The 19,198-nt window shown below is 61.6% G+C and carries 15 protein-coding genes and 1 pseudogene; 10 read left to right on the top strand and 6 right to left on the bottom strand.

Annotation, left to right across the window (positions count from 1 at the left end; all coding sequences use genetic code 11):
* Positions 1–50: 50 nt before the first annotated feature.
* The 4 genes from FNU79_RS03845 (at position 51) to FNU79_RS03860 (ending at position 4,041) form a co-directional block, all read left to right on the top strand.
* Positions 51–812 (top strand): 3-hydroxyacyl-CoA dehydrogenase, encoded by a 762-nt coding sequence (locus tag FNU79_RS03845; protein WP_143719575.1) that lies wholly within the window; start codon positions 51–53, stop codon positions 810–812.
* 109 nt (positions 813–921) lie between these two features.
* On the top strand, positions 922–1,542 hold the full coding sequence (locus FNU79_RS03850; protein ID WP_143719576.1) for an NADPH-dependent F420 reductase: 621 nt from the start codon (positions 922–924) through the stop codon (positions 1,540–1,542).
* 163 nt (positions 1,543–1,705) lie between these two features.
* On the top strand, positions 1,706–2,887 hold the full coding sequence (locus FNU79_RS03855) for a thiolase family protein (protein ID WP_143719577.1): 1,182 nt from the start codon (positions 1,706–1,708) through the stop codon (positions 2,885–2,887).
* Positions 2,884–4,041: an acyl-CoA dehydrogenase family protein gene (locus tag FNU79_RS03860; protein WP_143719578.1), complete on the top strand. Its 1,158-nt coding sequence runs from the start codon at positions 2,884–2,886 to the stop codon at positions 4,039–4,041. Before FNU79_RS03855 ends, FNU79_RS03860 begins: the two co-directional genes overlap by 4 nt.
* Positions 4,042–4,220: 179 nt before the next feature.
* On the opposite strand, the gene FNU79_RS03865 is transcribed toward FNU79_RS03860, so the two are convergent.
* On the bottom strand, positions 4,221–5,300 hold the full coding sequence (locus tag FNU79_RS03865; RefSeq protein ID WP_143719579.1) for an NAD(P)-dependent alcohol dehydrogenase: 1,080 nt from the start codon (positions 5,298–5,300) through the stop codon (positions 4,221–4,223).
* 306 nt (positions 5,301–5,606) lie between these two features.
* Between FNU79_RS03865 and FNU79_RS03870 the strand changes: the two genes are divergently transcribed.
* From FNU79_RS03870 to FNU79_RS03895, 6 genes and pseudogenes are all read left to right on the top strand, one after another.
* Positions 5,607–7,055, top strand: a complete 1,449-nt coding sequence (locus tag FNU79_RS03870) for an argininosuccinate lyase (protein ID WP_225429861.1) — start codon at positions 5,607–5,609, stop codon at positions 7,053–7,055.
* Positions 7,056–7,162: 107 nt separating this feature from the next.
* Positions 7,163–8,422, top strand: a complete 1,260-nt coding sequence (locus tag FNU79_RS03875; RefSeq protein WP_143719580.1) for an extracellular solute-binding protein — start codon at positions 7,163–7,165, stop codon at positions 8,420–8,422.
* A 289-nt stretch (positions 8,423–8,711) separates the two neighbouring features.
* Positions 8,712–9,554: a carbohydrate ABC transporter permease gene (locus FNU79_RS03880; protein ID WP_225429862.1), complete on the top strand. Its 843-nt coding sequence runs from the start codon at positions 8,712–8,714 to the stop codon at positions 9,552–9,554.
* Positions 9,554–10,435 (top strand): carbohydrate ABC transporter permease, encoded by an 882-nt coding sequence (locus FNU79_RS03885; RefSeq protein WP_143719582.1) that lies wholly within the window; start codon positions 9,554–9,556, stop codon positions 10,433–10,435. Before FNU79_RS03880 ends, FNU79_RS03885 begins: the two co-directional genes overlap by 1 nt.
* A 15-nt stretch (positions 10,436–10,450) precedes the next feature.
* Positions 10,451–10,831: pseudogene (locus FNU79_RS03890) on the top strand (heavy metal translocating P-type ATPase); the annotation flags it as partial.
* Between the two features lie 112 nt (positions 10,832–10,943).
* On the top strand, positions 10,944–12,122 hold the full coding sequence (locus FNU79_RS03895) for a PQQ-dependent sugar dehydrogenase (RefSeq protein WP_143719583.1): 1,179 nt from the start codon (positions 10,944–10,946) through the stop codon (positions 12,120–12,122).
* Between the two features lie 7 nt (positions 12,123–12,129).
* Here FNU79_RS03895 and FNU79_RS03900 read toward each other — a convergent pair whose 3' ends face one another.
* The 5 genes from FNU79_RS03900 to FNU79_RS03920 form a co-directional block, all read right to left on the bottom strand.
* Positions 12,130–14,619 (bottom strand): polynucleotide kinase-phosphatase, encoded by a 2,490-nt coding sequence (locus FNU79_RS03900; RefSeq protein ID WP_225429863.1) that lies wholly within the window; start codon positions 14,617–14,619, stop codon positions 12,130–12,132.
* Positions 14,612–16,048 (bottom strand): 3' terminal RNA ribose 2'-O-methyltransferase Hen1, encoded by a 1,437-nt coding sequence (locus FNU79_RS03905; protein ID WP_143719584.1) that lies wholly within the window; start codon positions 16,046–16,048, stop codon positions 14,612–14,614. The genes FNU79_RS03900 and FNU79_RS03905 overlap by 8 nt, the downstream gene beginning before the upstream one ends.
* 70 nt (positions 16,049–16,118) lie before the next feature.
* Positions 16,119–17,252, bottom strand: a complete 1,134-nt coding sequence (locus FNU79_RS03910) for a M42 family metallopeptidase (protein WP_143719585.1) — start codon at positions 17,250–17,252, stop codon at positions 16,119–16,121.
* Between the two features lie 60 nt (positions 17,253–17,312).
* Positions 17,313–18,470 (bottom strand): FAD-dependent monooxygenase, encoded by a 1,158-nt coding sequence (locus FNU79_RS03915; protein ID WP_143719586.1) that lies wholly within the window; start codon positions 18,468–18,470, stop codon positions 17,313–17,315.
* Positions 18,463–19,197, bottom strand: coding sequence for a class I SAM-dependent methyltransferase (locus FNU79_RS03920; RefSeq protein ID WP_143719587.1), 735 nt, complete (start codon positions 19,195–19,197; stop codon positions 18,463–18,465). The genes FNU79_RS03915 and FNU79_RS03920 overlap by 8 nt, the downstream gene beginning before the upstream one ends.
* Position 19,198: the final 1 nt, after the last annotated feature.

The following is a 19,198-nucleotide window of genomic DNA, read 5'->3' on the forward strand; positions in this document are numbered from 1 at the left end:
ACAAACCGCGCTATAACAGCTTGTCTACTCAACTCAGCAGGGAGCAAATTATGAATCTCAACGATAAAACCATTTTAATTACTGGCGCGGCCTCGGGCCTCGGTGCAGGCACGGCCCGGATGATCGCGGGCGCAGGCGGACGGCCCATTTTGCTGGATTTGAACGCGGAACTCGGACAGGCGCTGGCTGATGAACTCGGCGGCCTGTTTGTCAGAACCGATGTGAGCAGCGAAAGCGAAGTGCAAGCGGCGCTGGCAAGTGTGCAGGACAAGTTCGGCAACTTGCACGGCGTGGTCAACTGCGCCGGGATCGCGCCCGCCGCCACCACCGTCAGCAAGCGCGGAGCGCACCCGCTGGAACTCTTTGAAAAAGTGATTAAGGTCAACTTGATCGGCACCTTCAACGTGGCCCGACTGGGCGCAGAAATGATGCAGCGCAACGACCCCGGCGAGGACGGCGAGCGCGGCGTGATTATCAACACCGCCTCGGTAGCGGCGTTCGAGGGCCAAGTCGGACAGGTCGCTTACAGCGCCAGCAAAGGCGGCATCGTCGGCCTGACCGTGCCGATGGCCCGCGATCTGGCCCGCTTCGGTATCCGGGTGGTCACAATTGCGCCGGGCATTTTCGGCACGCCGATGCTGTCGGCCATGCCGCAAGACGTCCAGGATTCGCTGGCGGCGCAAGTTCCCTTTCCGGCCCGCCTCGGCACGCCTGAAGACTACGCCTCTCTGGCCAAGCACATTTTCGAAAACCGGATGCTCAACGGCGAAACGATTCGTCTAGACGGCGCGGTGCGGATGGGAGCGCGGTAAGAAAACTGGAGGGCGTGCAGGCGCTCTAAGCGGGCGCTCCTAAGAAAGTCTAAACCCCTGTCCCGCTCTCGGCCCGCTTTCTTTTGCTTCCAGCTCCTAAACTCGGTTTATGAAAATTGGCATTCTGGGAGCAGGACACATCGGTAAAGCGCTGGCAAGGCTCCTCGCCGAAGCGGGCCACGACGTCGGCATCAGCAACTCACGCGGGCCCGACACCCTGCGGGAGCTGGCCGAGCAAATTGGACACGGCGTCAAGGCCTACACCAACGAAGACGCCGCCCGTTTCGGTGAGCTGGTCATTGAAACGGTGCCGTTCGGCCACTACGCCGACTTGCCCGCCGTGCAAATGGAAGGCAAAATCGTAATCGACACCGCCAACTACTACCCCGAGCGCGACGGCCAAATCGACTTGGGTGGCCTTTCCGAGAGCGCTTTTATGGCCCGTCACCTGTCAGGGGCGCGGGTGGTCAAGGCGTTTAACGCCATTCAAGCCGCCCACCTGGAAACGCTGGGCGATACCAACAAGCCGCTGGGCGAGCGCCGCGCCATTCCGATCGCCTCGGACGACGCGGAAGCCAAAGCGTTGGTCAGCACATTGATCGAGGAAATCGGCTTCGCGGCGGTGGACAACGGCAATTTGGAGCGCAGCAAGAACCAGCAGCCCGGCACGCCGATCTACGGAGCGGAAGTCAATGCGCAGCAGGCGCAAGGCATCTTGGAAAAGCAGTGAGCTAAAAGCCCAACGCTTTCAGGCCCTTCCCTTTGGTGGGCGGGGCCATCTTGTTGAGTGCCGCGCCCGACTTTCCCGCACGCTCTCACACTCGCAGCGCTGCATTTTGCCTACCCTAAAAGGTATTAGCCTCATCTCTCAAAACCTATTCAAGGAGTTCCCCATGTCCAAAGCCGTTATCGTTGCCGCCTCCCGCGTGCCCACCGCAAGATTCTTGGGCGCTTTGCAAGATGTCAGCGCCGTCGAACTCGGCGCAACCACGCTGCGGGCCACTTTAGAGCGGGCCGGAATAGACGCCGCCCTGATCGAGGAAGTCATCATGGGCCAAGTCGTACAGGCGGGCAGCGGCCAAAATCCGGCGCGGCAAGCGGCGCTCAGGGCGGGCCTCAGCAACGAGGTCGGAGCGCTGACCATCAACAAAGTCTGCGGTTCAGGCCTCAAAGCGGTGATTCTGGCCGCGCAGAGCATTCGGGCGGGCGACCAAAGCGCGGTGCTGGCGGGCGGCATGGAGAGCATGAGCAATTCGCCTTACCTGCTGCCCGGAGCCCGAAAAGGCTACCGCGCCGGAAACAAGGAAGTCATTGACGCCAATACCCAAGACGGCCTGTGGTGTAGCATCAACGACGAGGGCATGGGCATGACCGGCGAGCGGGTGGCCGACAAGTACGGCATCGGGCGAGAGGCCCAGGACGCGTACGCGGCGGGCAGCCACGCCAAAGCGGTGGCCGCTCAGCAAGCCGGGCGCTTTAATGACGAGATCGTGCCGGTGACGGTTCACGGGCGCAAAGGCGACACGGTGGTAAGTCAGGATGAAGGCCCGCGTGCCGATTCCACCGTAGAAAGTCTGGGCAAGCTCAAACCCGCTTTCAAAAAAGACGGCGGCACGGTGACGGCGGGCAACGCGCCGGGCCTCAACGACGGCGCAGCCAGCTTGCTGATCATGAGCGAGGAAGCCGCAAAGGCGCAGGGCCTGAAACCGCTGGCCGAGATTCTGGATTACACCACCAGCGGCATGGCCCCCGAGTGGCTGATGATGACGCCAGTTCCGGCCACCCGCAAGCTCTTGGAAAAATTGAAGATGCAGGCCAGCAACGTAGACCTCTGGGAACTCAACGAGGCCTTCAGCGTGCAGAGCTTGGCGGTGAGTCAGGAACTCGGCTTAGACGCGGCACGGGTCAATGTCAACGGCGGAGCGGTGGCGCTGGGCCATCCCATCGGCGCTTCGGGGGCCCGGATTTTGGTGACGCTGCTGTACGCCCTCAAGCAGCACAACAAGGAACTCGGCGTGGCGACCCTCTGCATGGGCGGCGGCAACGGCTTGGCTCTGGCCATTCGGCGCTTGTGAGCGGGTTCGGCTTTCAGCCCGACGACGATCAGCGCCTCATCGTGGAGCATGTTCGGCAGTTTTGCCGCGAAAAAGTCGCGCCCAAAGCCGCCGAGTACGACCGCAGCGGCGAGTTTCCGTGGCCGCAGCTCAAAGGGATGGCCGAGCTGGGCCTGCTGGGAGCCAGCGTGCCGGAGGAGTGGGGCGGCTCGGGCCTAGACAGCGTTACCTACGCGCTGTGCTTGGAAGAAATCTCGGCGGCGGACGCCAGCGTGGGCGTGATCGTCAGCGTGCAAAACGGATTGCCGACGCAGATGCTGCTCAAGTTCGGTACGGAGGCGCAAAAGGAAAAGTACCTGCGCCCGCTGGCGACGGGACAGCATATCGGAGCATTTTGCCTCACCGAGTCGGGAGCCGGGTCGGACGCGGCGGCCTTGAAACTGCGGGCCGAACCGGACGGGGACGGCTGGGTTCTCAACGGGGCCAAAGCCTGGATCACCAGCATGGGGCAGGCGCAGACCTACCTGGTGCTGGCCCGCACGGGCGGCGCGGGGGCCAGCGGCGTGTCTTGCTTCGTGATTGACAAGGGCGCGGCTGGCCTTTCCTTCGGCAAACCAGAAGAAAAGCTGGGACTCCACGCGGCCCACAGCGGCGCGGTGAACTTCGACGGTGTGAAGGTCAGCCGAGATCAGCTGGTGGGCGAGGAAGGGCAGGGGCTCAAAATCGCTTTAGGCAGCTTAGACGCTGGGCGCATCGGGATTGCCATGCAGGCTGTCGGGATCGCCCGCGCCGCTTTTGAGGCCGCTGCCGATTACGCTCTGGAGCGCGAGCAGTTCGGCCAAAAGATTTCGGAGTTTCAGGGCGTCAGCTTCAAGATTGCCGAAATGGCCGCCCGCATTGAAGCCGCCCGCTTGGTGGCGCTCAAAGCCGCTTGGCTTAAAGATCAGGGGCAACCTTTCAGCAAGGAAGCCAGCATGGCCAAGCTGCTGGCCTCAGATACGGCGGTGGAAGTCACGCGTGACGCCATTCAGGTGTTCGGCGGCAACGGCTACAGCCGCGACTTTCCAGTCGAGCGGCTCTACCGCGACGCCAAAGTCACGGAGCTGTATGAGGGCACCACCGAGATTCAGAAACTGGTGATCTCGCGGGCGGTATTTCGAGAGCGGGCGAAGTAGAAGTGCTCGGCAACATGGTGGAGCTTGAAGTCATGTTGAACGTGTACAGGCCCCAGCAGGCCGAGGTGTCTCAGGACTAGGCCAAAGAAAATAGGCTGGATATAAACGCACGCAGCCGCTCGTCTAATTAACGAGCGGCTGCGTGCAGCAAAGTGAATTTTAGACTTTAAGCGAGCGCTTTACGATTTCAGCGAAGCCATATCGATCACGAAGCGGTACTTCACGTCATTCTTGAGCATCCGCTCGTAAGCCGTGTTGATGTCCTGCATGTCAATCATTTCCACGTCGGCCACGATGTTGTGCTCGGCGCAGAAGTTCAGCATTTCCTGCGTTTCGGCCACGCCGCCGATATTGCTGCCGGCCACACTGCGGCGGTGTGAGACCAGCTGTCCACCGTTGAGGCCCACCGGTTCCAGCGCTCCCACGATCACGAGTTGGCCGCCGCGCTTGAGGGTCTTGAGGTAAGGCGCGAGGTCGTGCGAGGTGGGCACGGTGCTGAGGATGAAGTCGAAGGCGTTGCGAATCGTTTTCATGGCTTCCCGGTCGCTGCTGATGACGACTTGGTGTGCGCCGAGCCGCTTTGCGTCTTCCACTTTGCTCTGAGAGGTGGTGAACACGGTGACTTCGGCCCCCAGCGCCCGCGCAAATTTGATTCCCATGTGGCCCAGCCCGCCCAGTCCAACTACGGCGACTTTGTGCCCGCTGCCGATCTTCCAGTGGCGCAGCGGCGAGTAGGTGGTGATGCCGGCGCACAGCAGCGGGGCCACGCCCTTGAGGTCTAAGTTGTCCGGAATGCTGACCACGAATTTGTCGTTGACCACGATCTGCGTGGAGTAGCCGCCATGGGTCGGCTCTTTAGAGCCTCGCTCGTAGCCGTTGTAGGTCGGGGTAAAGCCGTTTTCGCAGTACTGCTCCTCGCCCCCCTCACAGGCGTCGCAGTGCTGGCAACTGTCCACCATCACACCCACGCCCGCCAAGTCGCCCACTTTAAAGGTGCTGACCTGCTGGCCCACTTCCGTGATCCGCCCCACGATTTCGTGGCCCGGCACCAGCGGGTAGATGCTCGGCCCCCACTCGCTGCGGGCTTGGTGGACATCGGAGTGACACACGCCGCTGTAGAGAATCTCGATTTGAATATCGTGGGGTCCCACGGCGCGGCGGGTAATCTGGTGCGGCTCAAGCGGAGTCGATTTATCGGGCGCGGCGTAAGCCTGAATCGGAGCGGAGGTTTGTGCCTGCGGATCAGAAGATAAAGTCATAACTTCCACTCTAGAGCAGCGCCGGGCAATTGAATACAGCTGGACTGCCGCAAGGTTGGCGAGTGAACGTCGAAGAGCGTGGCAAGGCAAACCGTCTCCCCCACCCTGCTGAAGCGCAATACGGCCAGCCGCGCCGACACAGTGTTTAGGCTGTATTCGGACGGGTTGGAGACGCTCTAGGCCGTGTAGGGCGCAGATACCCTGAGCCACTCGGCAGCCCTATCAGAGCGCTGGATTAAGGCGCTTGAGCCGGAGCAGGCCGCCTGAACGCGCTAAATTACGGCATGACCCTCCCTTCACCGGAGCATGTCCGTGTGGCATGACACTTACTTGCAAACGGTCTTGCGGCCCGACTACGACTACGCCCGAGCCCACCTGCTCCCACACTTGTTCGACGCCCTGAGCGCCCACGCCTGGATGCTGGATCAGCAGGGTGTGACGGGAGCGGCCAAAGCGCTCGAACTCCTGCGCGAACTGCGCCACGAGCCGTTTCCGGCCTACGATCCCAGCATCGAAGACGTGTTTTTTACCTTGGATCTGCGGCTCGGCCAAGCCGACGCGCAGGCAGCCGGAGCGCTGCGCACCGCGCTGTCGCGCAACGACCTCGACATGACCATTTACCGTCTCAGCGCCCGCTCACGGCTGATGCGGGCGGTGGTGCGCCTGATCACTTTGCGCCTGACTTTGCTCGACTTGGCCACGCGCGAACGCGAAACGCTGATCGTGGCCTACACCCACCACCAACCCGCCCAGCCGACCACGCTGGCGCATTATCTGTGCGGCCTAGAAAACGTGCTGGCCCGCGATGTGGAGCGGCTTTTTTCGGCGCTGACCCGGCTGAATCTGTGCCCGATGGGCGCGGTGGCCCTCGGCGGCACCAGCTTTCCGATTGACCGCGACCTAACCGCCGAGTTGCTGGCCTTTGACCGCCCCATCGAAAACACCTACGACGCCGTGTCGACCAGCGATTGGCAAGTAGAAATTGCCGGAACCATCACCACAGCGGCCACCACGCTCTCAAGAGCGGTTCACGACCTGCTGTTCTGGGCATCGCGGGGCCTGCTCACCCTGGCAGACGGCTTGGTGCAGGGCTCCAGCGTGATGCCGCAAAAGCGCAATCCGGTGGCCTTGGAACACGCCCGCACCAAGCTCAGCAAAGCCATCGGTGCGTCGGGAGCCGTCGTGCTGAGCGCCCACAACGTCCCGTTTGGCGACATCAACGATCCCGGCCCCGACATGCAGCCGCCGCTTCACACCATGTGGCAAGAATTTGGCGAAGCGGTGGATTTGCTGACCGTGACGCTGCTTTCGCCCGGCATTAACCGCAAGAAGTGGCGCGAGGAAGCCGAGGGCGGCGAAGCGGCCATTACCGAGCTGGCCGACGCGCTGGCCCAACATGATCAGGGCGGATTCAGAGAAGCCCACGCCGCCGTCAAAGCGCTGCTGCTGAGGCTGCACCAAGCTGGGCGCAAACTGAGCGAAGTCACGGGCGATGATCTGACGGCGGTGGGCGTGAATTTGCCGGAAGCCGTTTGGCGTTCGGCGCTCGATCCGGCCAATTTCGTGGCGCGGCGCACGACGTACGGCGGCCCAGCGCCCGAAACGATCAGCCAGCACCTCACCTTTGCCCGCCAGCGTTTAGAAGCCGACAGTCAGCAGCACGAAGCGGCTACAGCGCGGTTCGCAGCAGCCCGCGCTGCTTTAGCGGATGTTCATTCAGACAGTGTGCCCACCGCCACCAGCAGCGCAGATTAAGACTCATCTCACGGCCAAACGTGAGCTAACTTGAGAAAATAAAGCGGCATTGGCCTTATGCTGCACCACATCTTCACTTCATCTCAATTTTTTACCGGAGGATTCTTATGAATAAACTTCTACTCAGCTTGGCCCTCGGCGGCCTCTCAGCGGCCAGCTTCAGCCACGCCGCGCCCGTGACCATCACTTACTGGCAGTACGACTACGCCAGCAAAGTTACCGCCATCAACGAACTGATTAAAAAGTTCGAGGCGACCAACCCCGATATCACGGTTAAGCAGGAAAACTTTCCTTACGACGCTTACAGCCAAAAAGTCGCCTCCAGCGTGCCCGCCGGACAAGGGCCGGACGTGGTGAACTTGTATTACGGCTGGTTGCCGCAGTATGTGGACGCCGGATATTTGCAGCCGCTGCCCACCAAAGAATTCCCCACTGTTTTGACCGATTCGAACTATGCACCGATGGTCAAGACCGCCAAGATGAACGGCAAGTACTACGCGCTGCCCACCGCCGTGCGCACCTTGGCGATCTTTTACAACAAAGACCTCTTCAAAGCCGCCGGCATCAAAGCGCCGCCCAAAACCTGGGAAGAACTGATTGCTGACGCCGGAAAGATCGTGCAGGGCACCCCGCCCCGCTACACCACGCTGGGCTTCGGCATTCAGCCGGACGGCCAGGATTACCACGTGCTGCGCGAGGTACTGGTGCGGCAGTTCGGCGGCCAGCCTTACAGCAAGGACGGCAAGACGGTCACCTACAACTCGGACGCAGGCACCAAGGCCATGACTTTTTACACCGACCTGATGACCAAGTACAAACTCGGCGTGCCAAACTTCTTCCCCGGCAACAACAGCTACCGTGACGCCTTCATCGCTGGCAAGGTCGGCATGATCGTTGACGGCTCGTTCGCCATCAACACCATCAAGAGCGGTGCCAAGTTCGACTGGGGTGTGGCCCCCTTGCCGGTGCTGACCGCCAATTCCAAGGAAAAAGACAACTTCGGCTCCTACTGGGTCAACGGCATCACCAAAAACGCCAAAGGCGATAAACTGGCGGCTTCGATCAAGTTCCTGAAATTCTTGACCAGCGCCGATACCCAGCGCTACTGGCTGCAAAACGTCGGCGAAATTCCCGCCAGCCGCAAGCTCGCCGCCGATCCTGCCCTGCGCAAAGACCCGGTGTTCGGGCCGTTCGTCAGCAGCTTGCCGTACGCTTCTTCCACTATTTTCGTAGATGAAGCTGGACAGCGCAAAGCCTGGGTAGACGCCATCAATACTGTGCTGCTGCAAGGCAACGCGCCTGCCAATGCCGTGAAGGCCGCCGCCACCAACGAGCAAAAGATTCTGGATGATTACTACAAGAAATAAGGCGCTTGAGCCTACCCCCCGCTGAAAATTCACTGCCTATAAATCGTTTTCAATTCATATATCTCTTCTTTCACAACTTTGCCTCTTCCTTCTCTCAAAGGACAAGTCAGGTTGTGAAAGATTTTGTTGAGGCCAGAATGAGCAAACAAGTCACCGCTAAGTATCAAACAACTCATCTGCCCACTCCTTTGAAAAAAGTCGGCAATCCGTGACGACTTCTCCCGCTACACCAGCTCTTAGACGGACTGGCAGCCTTAAGCGCAGACAAACCATCACTGCCTATACTTTCTTGGCTATTCCACTGATCTTCTTTTTGGTCGTGCGCTTTTTGCCGACTTTCGTGGCGCTGCGGCTCAGTCTCTACGATTGGAATATTCTCAAAGAAGTGCAGCCTTATGTGGGCGGCAAAAATTACAGCCGCCTGATTCAGGACGGTATCTTTGGCAAAGCGCTCGTCAACACGGCGCTGTATACCATCATCGGTGTGCCGGCACAGATTGTCATTGGGCTGATTGTCGCGCTGCTGCTCGGCAAGATTCGGGCGCTGCAGGGCGTCTTTCGGGCGCTGTATTTCGCGCCTTACGTCACGCCCATCGTGGCGGCGGCGTGGGTCTGGCAGTGGCTGTTCAGCCCGCAGTTCGGCCCGGTCAACACCTTCCTGATTTGGCTGCACATTCCGCCGCAGTCCTTTCTGACTTCGCCCAGTCAGGCGCTGGCTACTACAGCGGCGCTGGTGGTCTGGCAAAATCTGGGGTTTCAAGTGGTGCTGTTTTTGGCCGGACTCGCCGCCATTCCGAGTACTTTTTACGAAGCGGCTGAAATTGACGGCGCGTCTGGCAGTCAATCGTTTTGGAAGATTACCCTACCGCTGCTCAATCCCACGATTGTCTTTAGCGTGGTCACTGGAACCATTTCCTATCTTCAATTGTTTACTCAAGTCGTCAATCTCAACTTCACCGATCAAGGTGGGCCGCTCGGCAGCACCATGACAGTGGCACTTTACATCTATCAAATGGCATTCGGGCGCTTTCAAACAGGTTACGCTTCAGCTATCACGGTGGTTCTGTTTGCTATTATTCTGGTCATCACCTTATTGCAGCTGCGTTTTCTGACCAAGCGAGTGAACTACTAATGACCGTTACCCAAAAGAGCGAAATCGGCACGACAAGCTTGCCCAAGCCGCCAAAACGCCGTGACTATAAAACAGTGTTGGCTTACCTGTTCCTGACTGTGGGCGCAATCGTCACCCTCTTTCCCTTTGCTTGGATGATACTGACCAGCTTAAAAAGCTTTCAAGAACTCTTTAGCTTGGGATTTTGGCCCGAATCGCCCACGCTTGCCAATTACTCGCAGGTCATCACCCAGACCAAATTTCTGACCTGGTTCGGCAACAGCTTATTAATTGCGGGCGTCACGACCCTCAGCGTCTTGTTTTTTGATTCGTTGGTGGGTTATACACTCGCCAAGTTTGAATTCCCAGGCAAAAATATAGTCTTTATTCTGATGCTCTCCACCCTGATGATTCCTACCGAGATGCTGATCATCCCTTGGTTCGTGGGCGTCACCGATATCCATTTGCTCAACTCCACGCCGGGTGCCTATTTCTCGATCATGTTTCCGGGCCTCATCAGCGCTTTTGGGGTCTTTTTGATGCGGCAATTCTTTGAATCACTGCCCAATGACTTGATAGAAGCGGCCCGCATCGACGGCATGAGTGAATTCGGTATTTTTTGGCGAATCGCCTTGCCGCTGGTGCGTCCCGCTCTGGCCAGCCTCGCCATCTTCACCTTTTTGGGCAACTGGAACGCCTTCTTGTGGCCGCTGATCGTCATTCAAAAGCCTGAGTTTAGAACGCTACCCGTCGGCACCGCCCTCTTTAACGGCGAAGCGGGCACGCAATGGGGACTCATCATGGCGGCTTCCAGCTTGGCGGTCATTCCAGTTTTGTTGGTGTTTGCTTTCTTCCAAAAACAGATTATTGAAGGCATTGTGCTGACGGGACTCAAGGGCTAAACCGTCTCCCCTACGACTGCACTCGCTCAAGCTGACGTGGGAGTGGCGATCGGCACCGGAACCGACGTGGCCGTAGAAGCCGCCGACGTGGTGCTGATGTCGGGCGACGTGCGCGGCGTACCCAACGCGCTGGCCCTCTCCCGCGCCACGTTGCGCAACATCCGGCTGAATTTGTTCTGCGCCTTCGCTTATAACGCGCTGCTGATTCCGGTGGCGGCAGGCGTGCTGATTCCGGCGTTCGGCATCCGGCTCAGTCCGGTGCTGGCCGCCGCCGCGATGGGTTTTTCGAGTGTCTTCGTGCTGAGCAATGCCTTGCGTCTACGGCAATTTAAGCCGCCTGTCCGGGTGGGAGAGACGGAAGCGCAAGCGGCTGACGGACGTCTGGCCCGAACCTGAGCGCTCAGGAACCCAAACAAAGTGACCTGAACTCCTCTCTTTGGATTGATTGACAGGGCAGGCTTTAGACAACCGACTCACGCTTCTCACGCCCATTGAGTCTTCTGAAGCCATGACATTTCAAATCAGTTCACAGCTGCGGCCGCTCAAGTACGGCGGTTTAGCTCTGGCCCTCAGCGCCGCGCTGGCTTCCTGCGCCTTCGTGACCGGCCCCAACACCGCCGCGCCGGATTTGGGCCTGAAGCTGCCCAACGGCTTTCACACCGAGATTTACGCCAGAGGCTTCAAAAAGCCCCGTATGATGGCCACCGCTCCCAACGGTGATGTCTTCTTGAGCGACAACGACACCGGCAAAGTCTGGGTGCTGCTCGACCGCAACAATGACGGCAAGCTCGATAGCAAGCAGGTCTATGCCCAGAACCTCAACGAGCCGAGCGGCTTGGCTTTTCACGGCGGGTACTTGTACGTGGCCAACACCGACGCGGTGGTGCGCTTTGCCTATAAACCCGGCGACACGGCGGCTTCCGGCGCACCTGAGAAGCTGGTGGAATTGCCCAATAAAGGCAAGCACTACTCGCGCACGGTGGTCTTCGGGCCGGATGCCAAAATGCCCGATGCAAAAATGTATGTGGCGGCGGGCAGCGACTGCAACGCCTGTGAGGAAAGCGACCCCAAACGCGCCGCCGTATGGATCTACGACGCCGACGGCAAAAATGGCCGCCCGTTTGCCACCGGCCTGAGAAACGCGGTGGGCCTGGCTTGGCAAGGCGGCACGCTTTACGCCACCGCCAATGCCCGTGATTTGCTCGGCAACAACACCCCGCCCGAATCCTTTTTCAAAGTCAGCGACGGCAAGAATTATGGCTGGCCCTACTGCTATCCACTGGCGGCCAACGCTACTCAAGTCTGGGACAAGGACTTCGGCAAAAAAGATCAGGCGTACTGCGACGCAGCTCAGCCCGCCTTTGCCACCACCACCGCCCACGCCGCGCCGCTGGGACTGGCCTTTTACAACGCCGCAGCCTTTCCCGCCGAGTACCGGGGGCTGATGTTCGTTGGCCTGCACGGCTCTTGGAACCGGGTGGAAAAGTCCGGTTACAAAGTTGTGACCGTCAACCCCCAGAGCGGCGAGGTCAAGGACTTTATGACCGGATTTGTCGCCAGCCCGAGCACCAGCGTGACCACCTCCGGGCGGCCCGTGGACTTGCAGGTGACGCCGGACGGGTCGCTGCTGCTGAGCGACGACGGCAACGGCCTGGTCTACCGGGTGTCTTACGACGGCAAGTCTTGAGCCAGCTCTACAAGCGGGCGTCCAATTCACCCTGTTCCAGCGCCAGCACGCCCAGCACATACGGATGAACGGCTGAGATTCCGGCTCCTTCGCTGAAGCGCCGCAGACCTTCCAAACCCAGATGAAACTCCCGCAGAGCGCGGCCCCGTTTGGCTTTGACGGCCCGCGCTTTGAGGCGCACGAGGTGTTGCGGCTGAGTATATTCTGGGCCGTAAATGATTCGCAGGTACTCGCGCCCGCGCACCTTGAGGGCCGGTTGCAGCAGGCGCTTGTCATTTTGGCGAAAGTGGAGCGGCTTGACCACCATGCCTTCGCCGCCCTCAGCCGTCAGCGAAAGCCACCAGTCAGTGGCGACTTGCTGGCTGGCCGGATCATTCAAGTTAACGATCTGCGCGGCGGTACGAATGAACAAATCCGGCGCGGTGTCGGCCAACTGACCGAGCGTCTCCAGATGCCACAGGTGGGTATGGTTGTCGTGGACGGCACCCTTTGATGCCAGCAAATGAAACGGCGCGACTTTGAGATCAGCCGGAGTTTCCACTCGCCGCACGTAGGCCCGGTAAGCTTGGCGGTACGCGTGGAGGTCTTCGGCCCGCGTCTGGGTGTGGCTCAGCACTTCGCTAAGGGGCAGGCCGCGCCGCTCAGCTTGCTCTAAAAGTTGCACGGCAGCGCCGAGGGCCGTTTCTCCAGCGGCGGCGACTGGCGCGTATTGCCCGCGCAGCAACTCGCCCGCTTTGAAGTTCCACGGCAAAATCTCGGCGTCCAGCAGCAACCAGTCGGTTTTGAGCGCTTCCCAAAGTCCGGCCCGCGCCGCCGCCTGAGTCGCCCGCTCCAGCAGATCACGCTCCCAAGTCGCGTCTTTAAAGAAAGGCCGCCCAGTGCGGGTGTAAATCGCTCCGCTGGCATCTTGCCTGAGCAGCAACAGGGCGCGTGAACCCATGTGCTTTTCTTGGCAGATCACCTCGGCCTGACCCTCAGCGCGGTAGTAAGCGAAGGCTTCGTCGGGGTGTTCGAGGTAGTCTGGGCGCGAACTGGTTTCCACCGGACTCATGGTCGGCGGCAAATACAGGGCGTCGGCGGGATCAATACCGAAACGCCCAAAGACTTCCAGCGCCCCACGCATCTCGGCGGCTTTGAGGTTGACGCTGCCAAAAGTGCGCGTCTCCAAGCGCTGATCGCCGCTGAAATCGGTCCACTCCAGCGCGGCAGGAGTTTGCTCGGCAAGCGGCAAAAAAGGGCGACTGGGCGCGGCGTATTGGGCCAGAGCAGGCACACTCACGAGTTCCAACTCTGGATAGCGCAGGGCCGTCAGTGCGCCGCCGAAGGCGCAGCCGGTATCAAGATTGAGGGTGCGGTTGACCCAGACTGGGCGGGCGACTGGCGTGTGACCGTAGATGACCCGCGCCCTGCCGCCGTACCCCTTGGCCCAGTCGCGGCGCACCGGCATTCCCCACTCATCGGTGGAGCCGTCCACGTCGCCGTAGAGAGCAAAACTGCGCACCCGGCCCGATGAGCGCCCCTGATAGGCTTCGGGCAAGCCCGCGTGGGCGACCACTACCGCGCCGCCGTCCAGTTGCAGGTGGCCGGTCAAACCACGCAGAAAGGTGCGAACTTCGGTTTTGAAGGCCTCGCCACGCTCCTCAAGCTGAAGCACGGTGTCGGCCAAGCCGTGCTTGAGGGTAGCCTTTTGACCGTCCAGCACCCGCATCAGCTTGTCGTCGTGGTTGCCGATCACACACAACGCCTGACCCGAATGCACCATCTTCATCACCAAGTCCAGCACACCCGCCGAGTCCGGCCCCCGGTCAATCAAGTCGCCCACGAAGACGGCGGTACGGCCCTGCGGATGCTGGCCGTTCACGTAACCCAGCTGGGTCAGCAGCGCTTGCAATTCACCGAGGCAGCCGTGAACGTCACCGATCAAATCGAACGGTCCCACGAGGTCTTTTTTGTTGGCGTTCAGCGGTACCCGCCGGATCTGAGCGGCGCTGATCTCTTCCCCAGAGCGCAGCGCCCAGACTTGCCGGAAGCCTTCTTTGGACAGGCCGCCGAGGGTGCGCCGCAACTCCAGATGCTGGCGCTTGATCACCTCCGGCGAGAAAGCACGGTCAGAGCGCTCGGCGTGGCGGGCTTGCAGCACCTTCAACGGCAAATCCAGCACGATGGCCACTGCCGGTACGTCATATTGGCGGGCCAGCTTGATGAGGCGCTGGCGATCATTCGGGCGCACACTGGTGGCGTCGATGACGGTCAGGTGGCCCCGCGTCAAGCGCTTGCCCGCCACGAAAAATAAGCTGTCAAAGGCGTCGGCGTTGGCGTCCAGCGCGGCTTCATTGTCGCTGACCAGCCGCCGGAAAAAATCGCTGGAGAGTGTCTCGCTCGGCAAGAAGTGCTGCGCCGCGAAACGGGTTTTGCCTGCCGAAGACGCCCCGACCAAAGCCACCAAGCAGAGTTCGGGAAGGTCCATCGGGATTTCAAGCGGAGGTGTATCAGACATGAGCAGATTCATCCTTGCTGGGGCGGGAGGCTGGAGGAGTGAGCCGCTCGAACACGCCCACTTGAGTCAGCGCCCCGAAGTTTGGATGCTCCTCGCCGACGCCCTCGAAGCGCACCGCGTAGCCGTACTGCGCTGCTGCCGCCCGCGCCCACGCCTCGAACTCAGCCCGCGTCCATTCGAAGCGGTGGTCGGCGTGACGCAGGTTTGGGTGGAGGGAATCCGCGTGGGCAAAGACGGCGTTGTACTCGCGGTTGGGCGTGGTCACGATGACAGTTCTCGGCTGGGCGTCCCCAAAAACGTTGGCGCTGAGTGCGTCCAGCCTCGCCGGATCGAGGTGTTCAATGACTTCCACCAGCGCCGCCGCGTCGTAGCCGTGCAGGCGGGCGTCACGGTAGGTCAGCGAGCCGTGCAGCAAAGTCAGGCGCTGCTCAAGTTCGGGGCGCTCATCCAGCTTGAGCTGGCGGCGGGCAAATTCCAGCGAGCGGGCGCTGACATCCAGTCCGGTCAGTTGGCGAAATTGGGCATTTGGCAGCAAGCGGCCCAGCAGTTTGCCCTCGCCGCAGCCCAAATCCAGTACCCGCGCCGCGCCGCTGGCTCTTAACAATTCGGCCACCCGCTCAAGCCGCTCGTCGTGAACCTGAGAACGGGGCGGGGCCGCCAGAATGCCCAGCCGCTCGCACGCCTGCTCAATCAGCGAGCGCAGTTGCAAGTAGCGCCGCACGATCAACTCGCGCTCCGGGTGGGTTTCGAGCCAGCCCGCGCCGCGCCGCAGCAATTTGTCCAGTTCCGTTTCGTCCAGAAAATACGGCTTGCGGCTACCGTCCAGCACCGGCAAGAGGATGTAAAGGTGTGCCAGCACGTCGCTGAGTTTGAGCGTGGCCGATAATTTGAGGCTCAGGTAAGGCCGCTCGCCCCACTCTGGATAAAGCGGGTCGAGGGCAATCGGAGTAGCCACGATTTGGTAGCCCAGCGGCGCGAACAAGCGCTCCACGAGGTCGGCAGGGCCGCGTGCGGCGACACAGGGAATCTCCACGCTCAGCGGCAAGGGAATGTCGGCTAAGGCTTGCCGCTCCTTGCTGCGCCCGCTCATGGCCGTACTGAAAGCGTCCAGCAGCGCGGCAGCCAGAAAGTGACCCGAGGCGTACGGGCGGTCATTCACATAAGGCTCGAGCGGCGCACTTTGCTCGGCCTTGACTTGCCGCGAGAGGGCCACCGGATCAACGTCCAGCAGTAGCGCGGCGGTGGCCCGCTCGTCACTGGCTTCGGGGAAAAAGACCCGCGCCTGACCGAACGGCAAGCTGGCCTGATGGACGCGGTCAGGGTGCTTGTAGAGCAGATAGCCGAGGTCGCTGGCCGGGTAAGCAGCGCCAGAACACTCCGGTGAGCCGGGTTCGGGCGCGGGGCAGGTGAGGGTCAGCGTCAGCAGCATTCTGGGTACAGGCTAGCAGGCGGACTGGACGTGGTGCCTCGGCCAAATGGCGCAGCGATTAGGCGGGCGGCTACTCCGGCAAGAAGCGCAAGTCCAATTCGGGCAGACGCTCCACAAACTGCGTCAGCAATTCCACAGCGCCCAGCAAGTCGCGTTCGTCAACCACTTCCACCGGGCTGTGGGTGTAGCGGTTGGCCACCGACACCGCTCCCGCCGGAATGCCCGCGCCCGCGTGTTGCAGCGCACCCGCGTCGGTGCCGATGCCGCGCAGGAGTTCGTACTGCACCGGAATTTGGCCCGCTTGCGCCGCCGCCGCCAGACCGCGCCGGATAGCCGGATGCGCCAAGGTGGAAAAGTCCATCACCTTGATGGCCGCGCCCGCGCCCAGAACCAGATGGTCGCCGCCCGTTTCGGGGGTGTCGTCGGCTGCCGTCATATCCACGGCGAGGGCCACGTCTGCCGGATAAGCCTGGGCGACGGCGGTGGCTCCGCGCAGACCGACTTCTTCCTGCACCGTAAACGCCACGATCAGGGTGACGGGAGGCGCGTCGGTCTGGTAGCGCTCCAGTAAGGCCAGCAGCACCGCGCAGCCCGCCCGGTCATCAATGGCGTGAGCGGTGTAGCGCCCGCTGCCCCTGCCCAGTTCGGCCAGCTCCCCGGCAAAGCCCACTGCGTCACCGAGCCGCACGCCCATTTCGGCAGCTTGCTCGGCACTTTTCGCTCCGATATCCACGTAAAGTTCGGGATACGGCACCACCCGCTGCCGGTCAGCGTCGCTGAGCAGGTGAGCGCTTTTGGTACCGATGACGCCCAAGAGCCGCTCCGCTGCCGTGCGAACCCAGACCCGCTGGGCGGGCAGAATCCGGTCATCGGTGCCGCCGACTTTTTCGAGCCTCAAAAAACCTTGCGGCGTAATTTGGCGCACCCGGAAGCCCACCTCGTCGGTGTGGGCGGCCAGCAGCAATCGGCGCGGCTGTCCTTTTGCCGCATGGTCGCCTGCTGTATGGTCGCCCGCCGCCCGGCGCGTGGCGATCACGTTGCCGAACGCGTCCACTTCGACCTTGTCGGCCAGCGGAGCCGCCAAGCGAAGGAGAACGCGCACCACGTCTTCCTCCGCTCCGCTGGGGCCAGTCAGAGCGACGAGTTGGCGCAGATAAGAAAAGAGCGTGGTAATCCCCGGATCAACTAAAGGCGTGTCAGACATACCGCCAGCATACAAGCCGGGTGAAGCTGCACGCCACCTCGGCGCACTGGACAGCCCAATTCATGAACCGGCCCAGCGCATGGTGAACAGATCGGCCAACTTGGGCGCGAACGGTGAGGCGAGCGCCGCGCCCAGCAGCGCGTGGTGGGCCGCCTTGATCCGCGCCGACGCCGGACGGCCAAAGCCCATATTGATCTCGGCCTGCTGCGCTCCGCGCTTTGCCGCTTGCCGCCGCAACGCGCTGAAACGGTTAAAAGCAGCCTTTTGCTTGGCGCTGAGTTCTTCGCTGTGCGCTGCACCCGAGAGCAGCGGAGCCAGCGCCGCCGCGTCCAGCCAGCCGAGGGTCATGCCTTGCCCGCCAATCGGACTGACTTGGTGGGCCGCGTCGCCGATCAGCGACACCCGGCCCCGCACCATCTCAGCGGCCAGCATTCGCCGCGTCTCAAAAGCGCTGAGCATCTGGCACTCGTCGGTGGGCAGGGGCAAGCCGAGCCGCTCGCGCACGGCGGCGGTCAGGTCGGCTGGGGTCGCGTCGGGAAGATGCTGAGGAGTCCAGACTACCCAGCGGCGCAGGCGGTTTGGCAGAGGAAAGGACTCCACCACGCCTTCCTCCGAAAGCTGAATCAGAGCGTGCTGGCCGTAAACGGTGGTGTCGGGGAAATCGCCCATCAAGTAGGTGTCGGCGTAGCGGTGACCATGATAAGCGATTCCGGCGAGTTGACGCACCGCACTCCACGACCCGTCAGCCCCAACCACGAAGCGGGCGCGGAGGTGCTCGACTGCTCCGCTCGTATCTGCAACCGTAACTTCAACACTGTGGCCCTCATCCGTGAGGCTGAGGAGCTTCAGGCCGCGCCGCAGAGTAGCGGGAGCCAGCTCCGCCAGCCGCTCGGCCAGCAGACGCTCGGTTTCGCGCTGCGGCAAGCTGAGAATGAAGGGGTAGCGCTCCGAGACGCCCGACAGCGACAGCTCACCGATCACGCCTTTCTTGCCGCGCAGCACGCCGCCCAGAATCGGCAGTCCTGCGCGGATCAGGGCGTCCGTCACGCCAATCTGCTCCAGCACCGAGAGAGCGGGCGGATGCAGACCGATGGCCCGCGAGTGAGCGCTGACCGACAGGCGCTGCTCCAGCACCTGAATATTCAGGCCACGCTGCGCCAGCAAGCTGCCCAAAAACAGCCCAACCGGGCCGCCACCCACGATCAATACGTCAAGCATGGCGGGTGTACTGGTAAAGAAGGAGATGGCGAAACGGAAACTGCCGCCTGAGCCGCCAGCCGCTCGGCAACATTCGGTGCAACTCTGAGGGCGTGAAGCTGCGCCGAATGGAAAGCAGACCGTCGGCGCGGATGAACGAGTTCCTGAAGAGTGGCAGGGTCAGGGTGCTGAACACCGCGTAGGGCAGCGGATGGCGCTCAAGGTCGCTGTGAATGACTTTGCCGAGGCACAGGCGCTGGCAATCGTCCAGCAGTGCCGCCAGCTCTTCAGCGCTGAGGTGGTGGAGCAGGTGATTGGAGATCACGAAGTCGAAGAGGCGGCCCTCTCGCACCAGATCGTGGCTCATGGCCTGCCGGAAGCGAATGAGGGGAGCGCCTGCCAATGGCGGCAGAGCCGAAGCGTAGCGAATGGCCCGCTCGTCGGCGTCGATGGCGGTGATGTCGAGGCGCAGACCATCCTGGGCCGCCCAGCGCCCCAACTGACGCGGCACGTCACCGCCGCCGCAACCGATGTCAAGCATGCTGCTGGGCCGGGTGGCCGACAGCAGCGGGCGCAACTCACGCTGGTACACCGCCCGCCAGCCTGAAACCACGGCGTTGACCTGCCCGAAATTCCGGTAAGTCTGCTCAAGCTGGGTCAAATCGCAGTCGTCGGCGTCCATCGCTTCCGGAACGCCAATCAAGCGCCGCCGCAAATCGGGGAAGAGAGGTGAGGGGCCGAGCGTCAAG

The organism is Deinococcus detaillensis (genome assembly GCF_007280555.1).
Classification (GTDB): domain Bacteria; phylum Deinococcota; class Deinococci; order Deinococcales; family Deinococcaceae; genus Deinococcus; species Deinococcus detaillensis.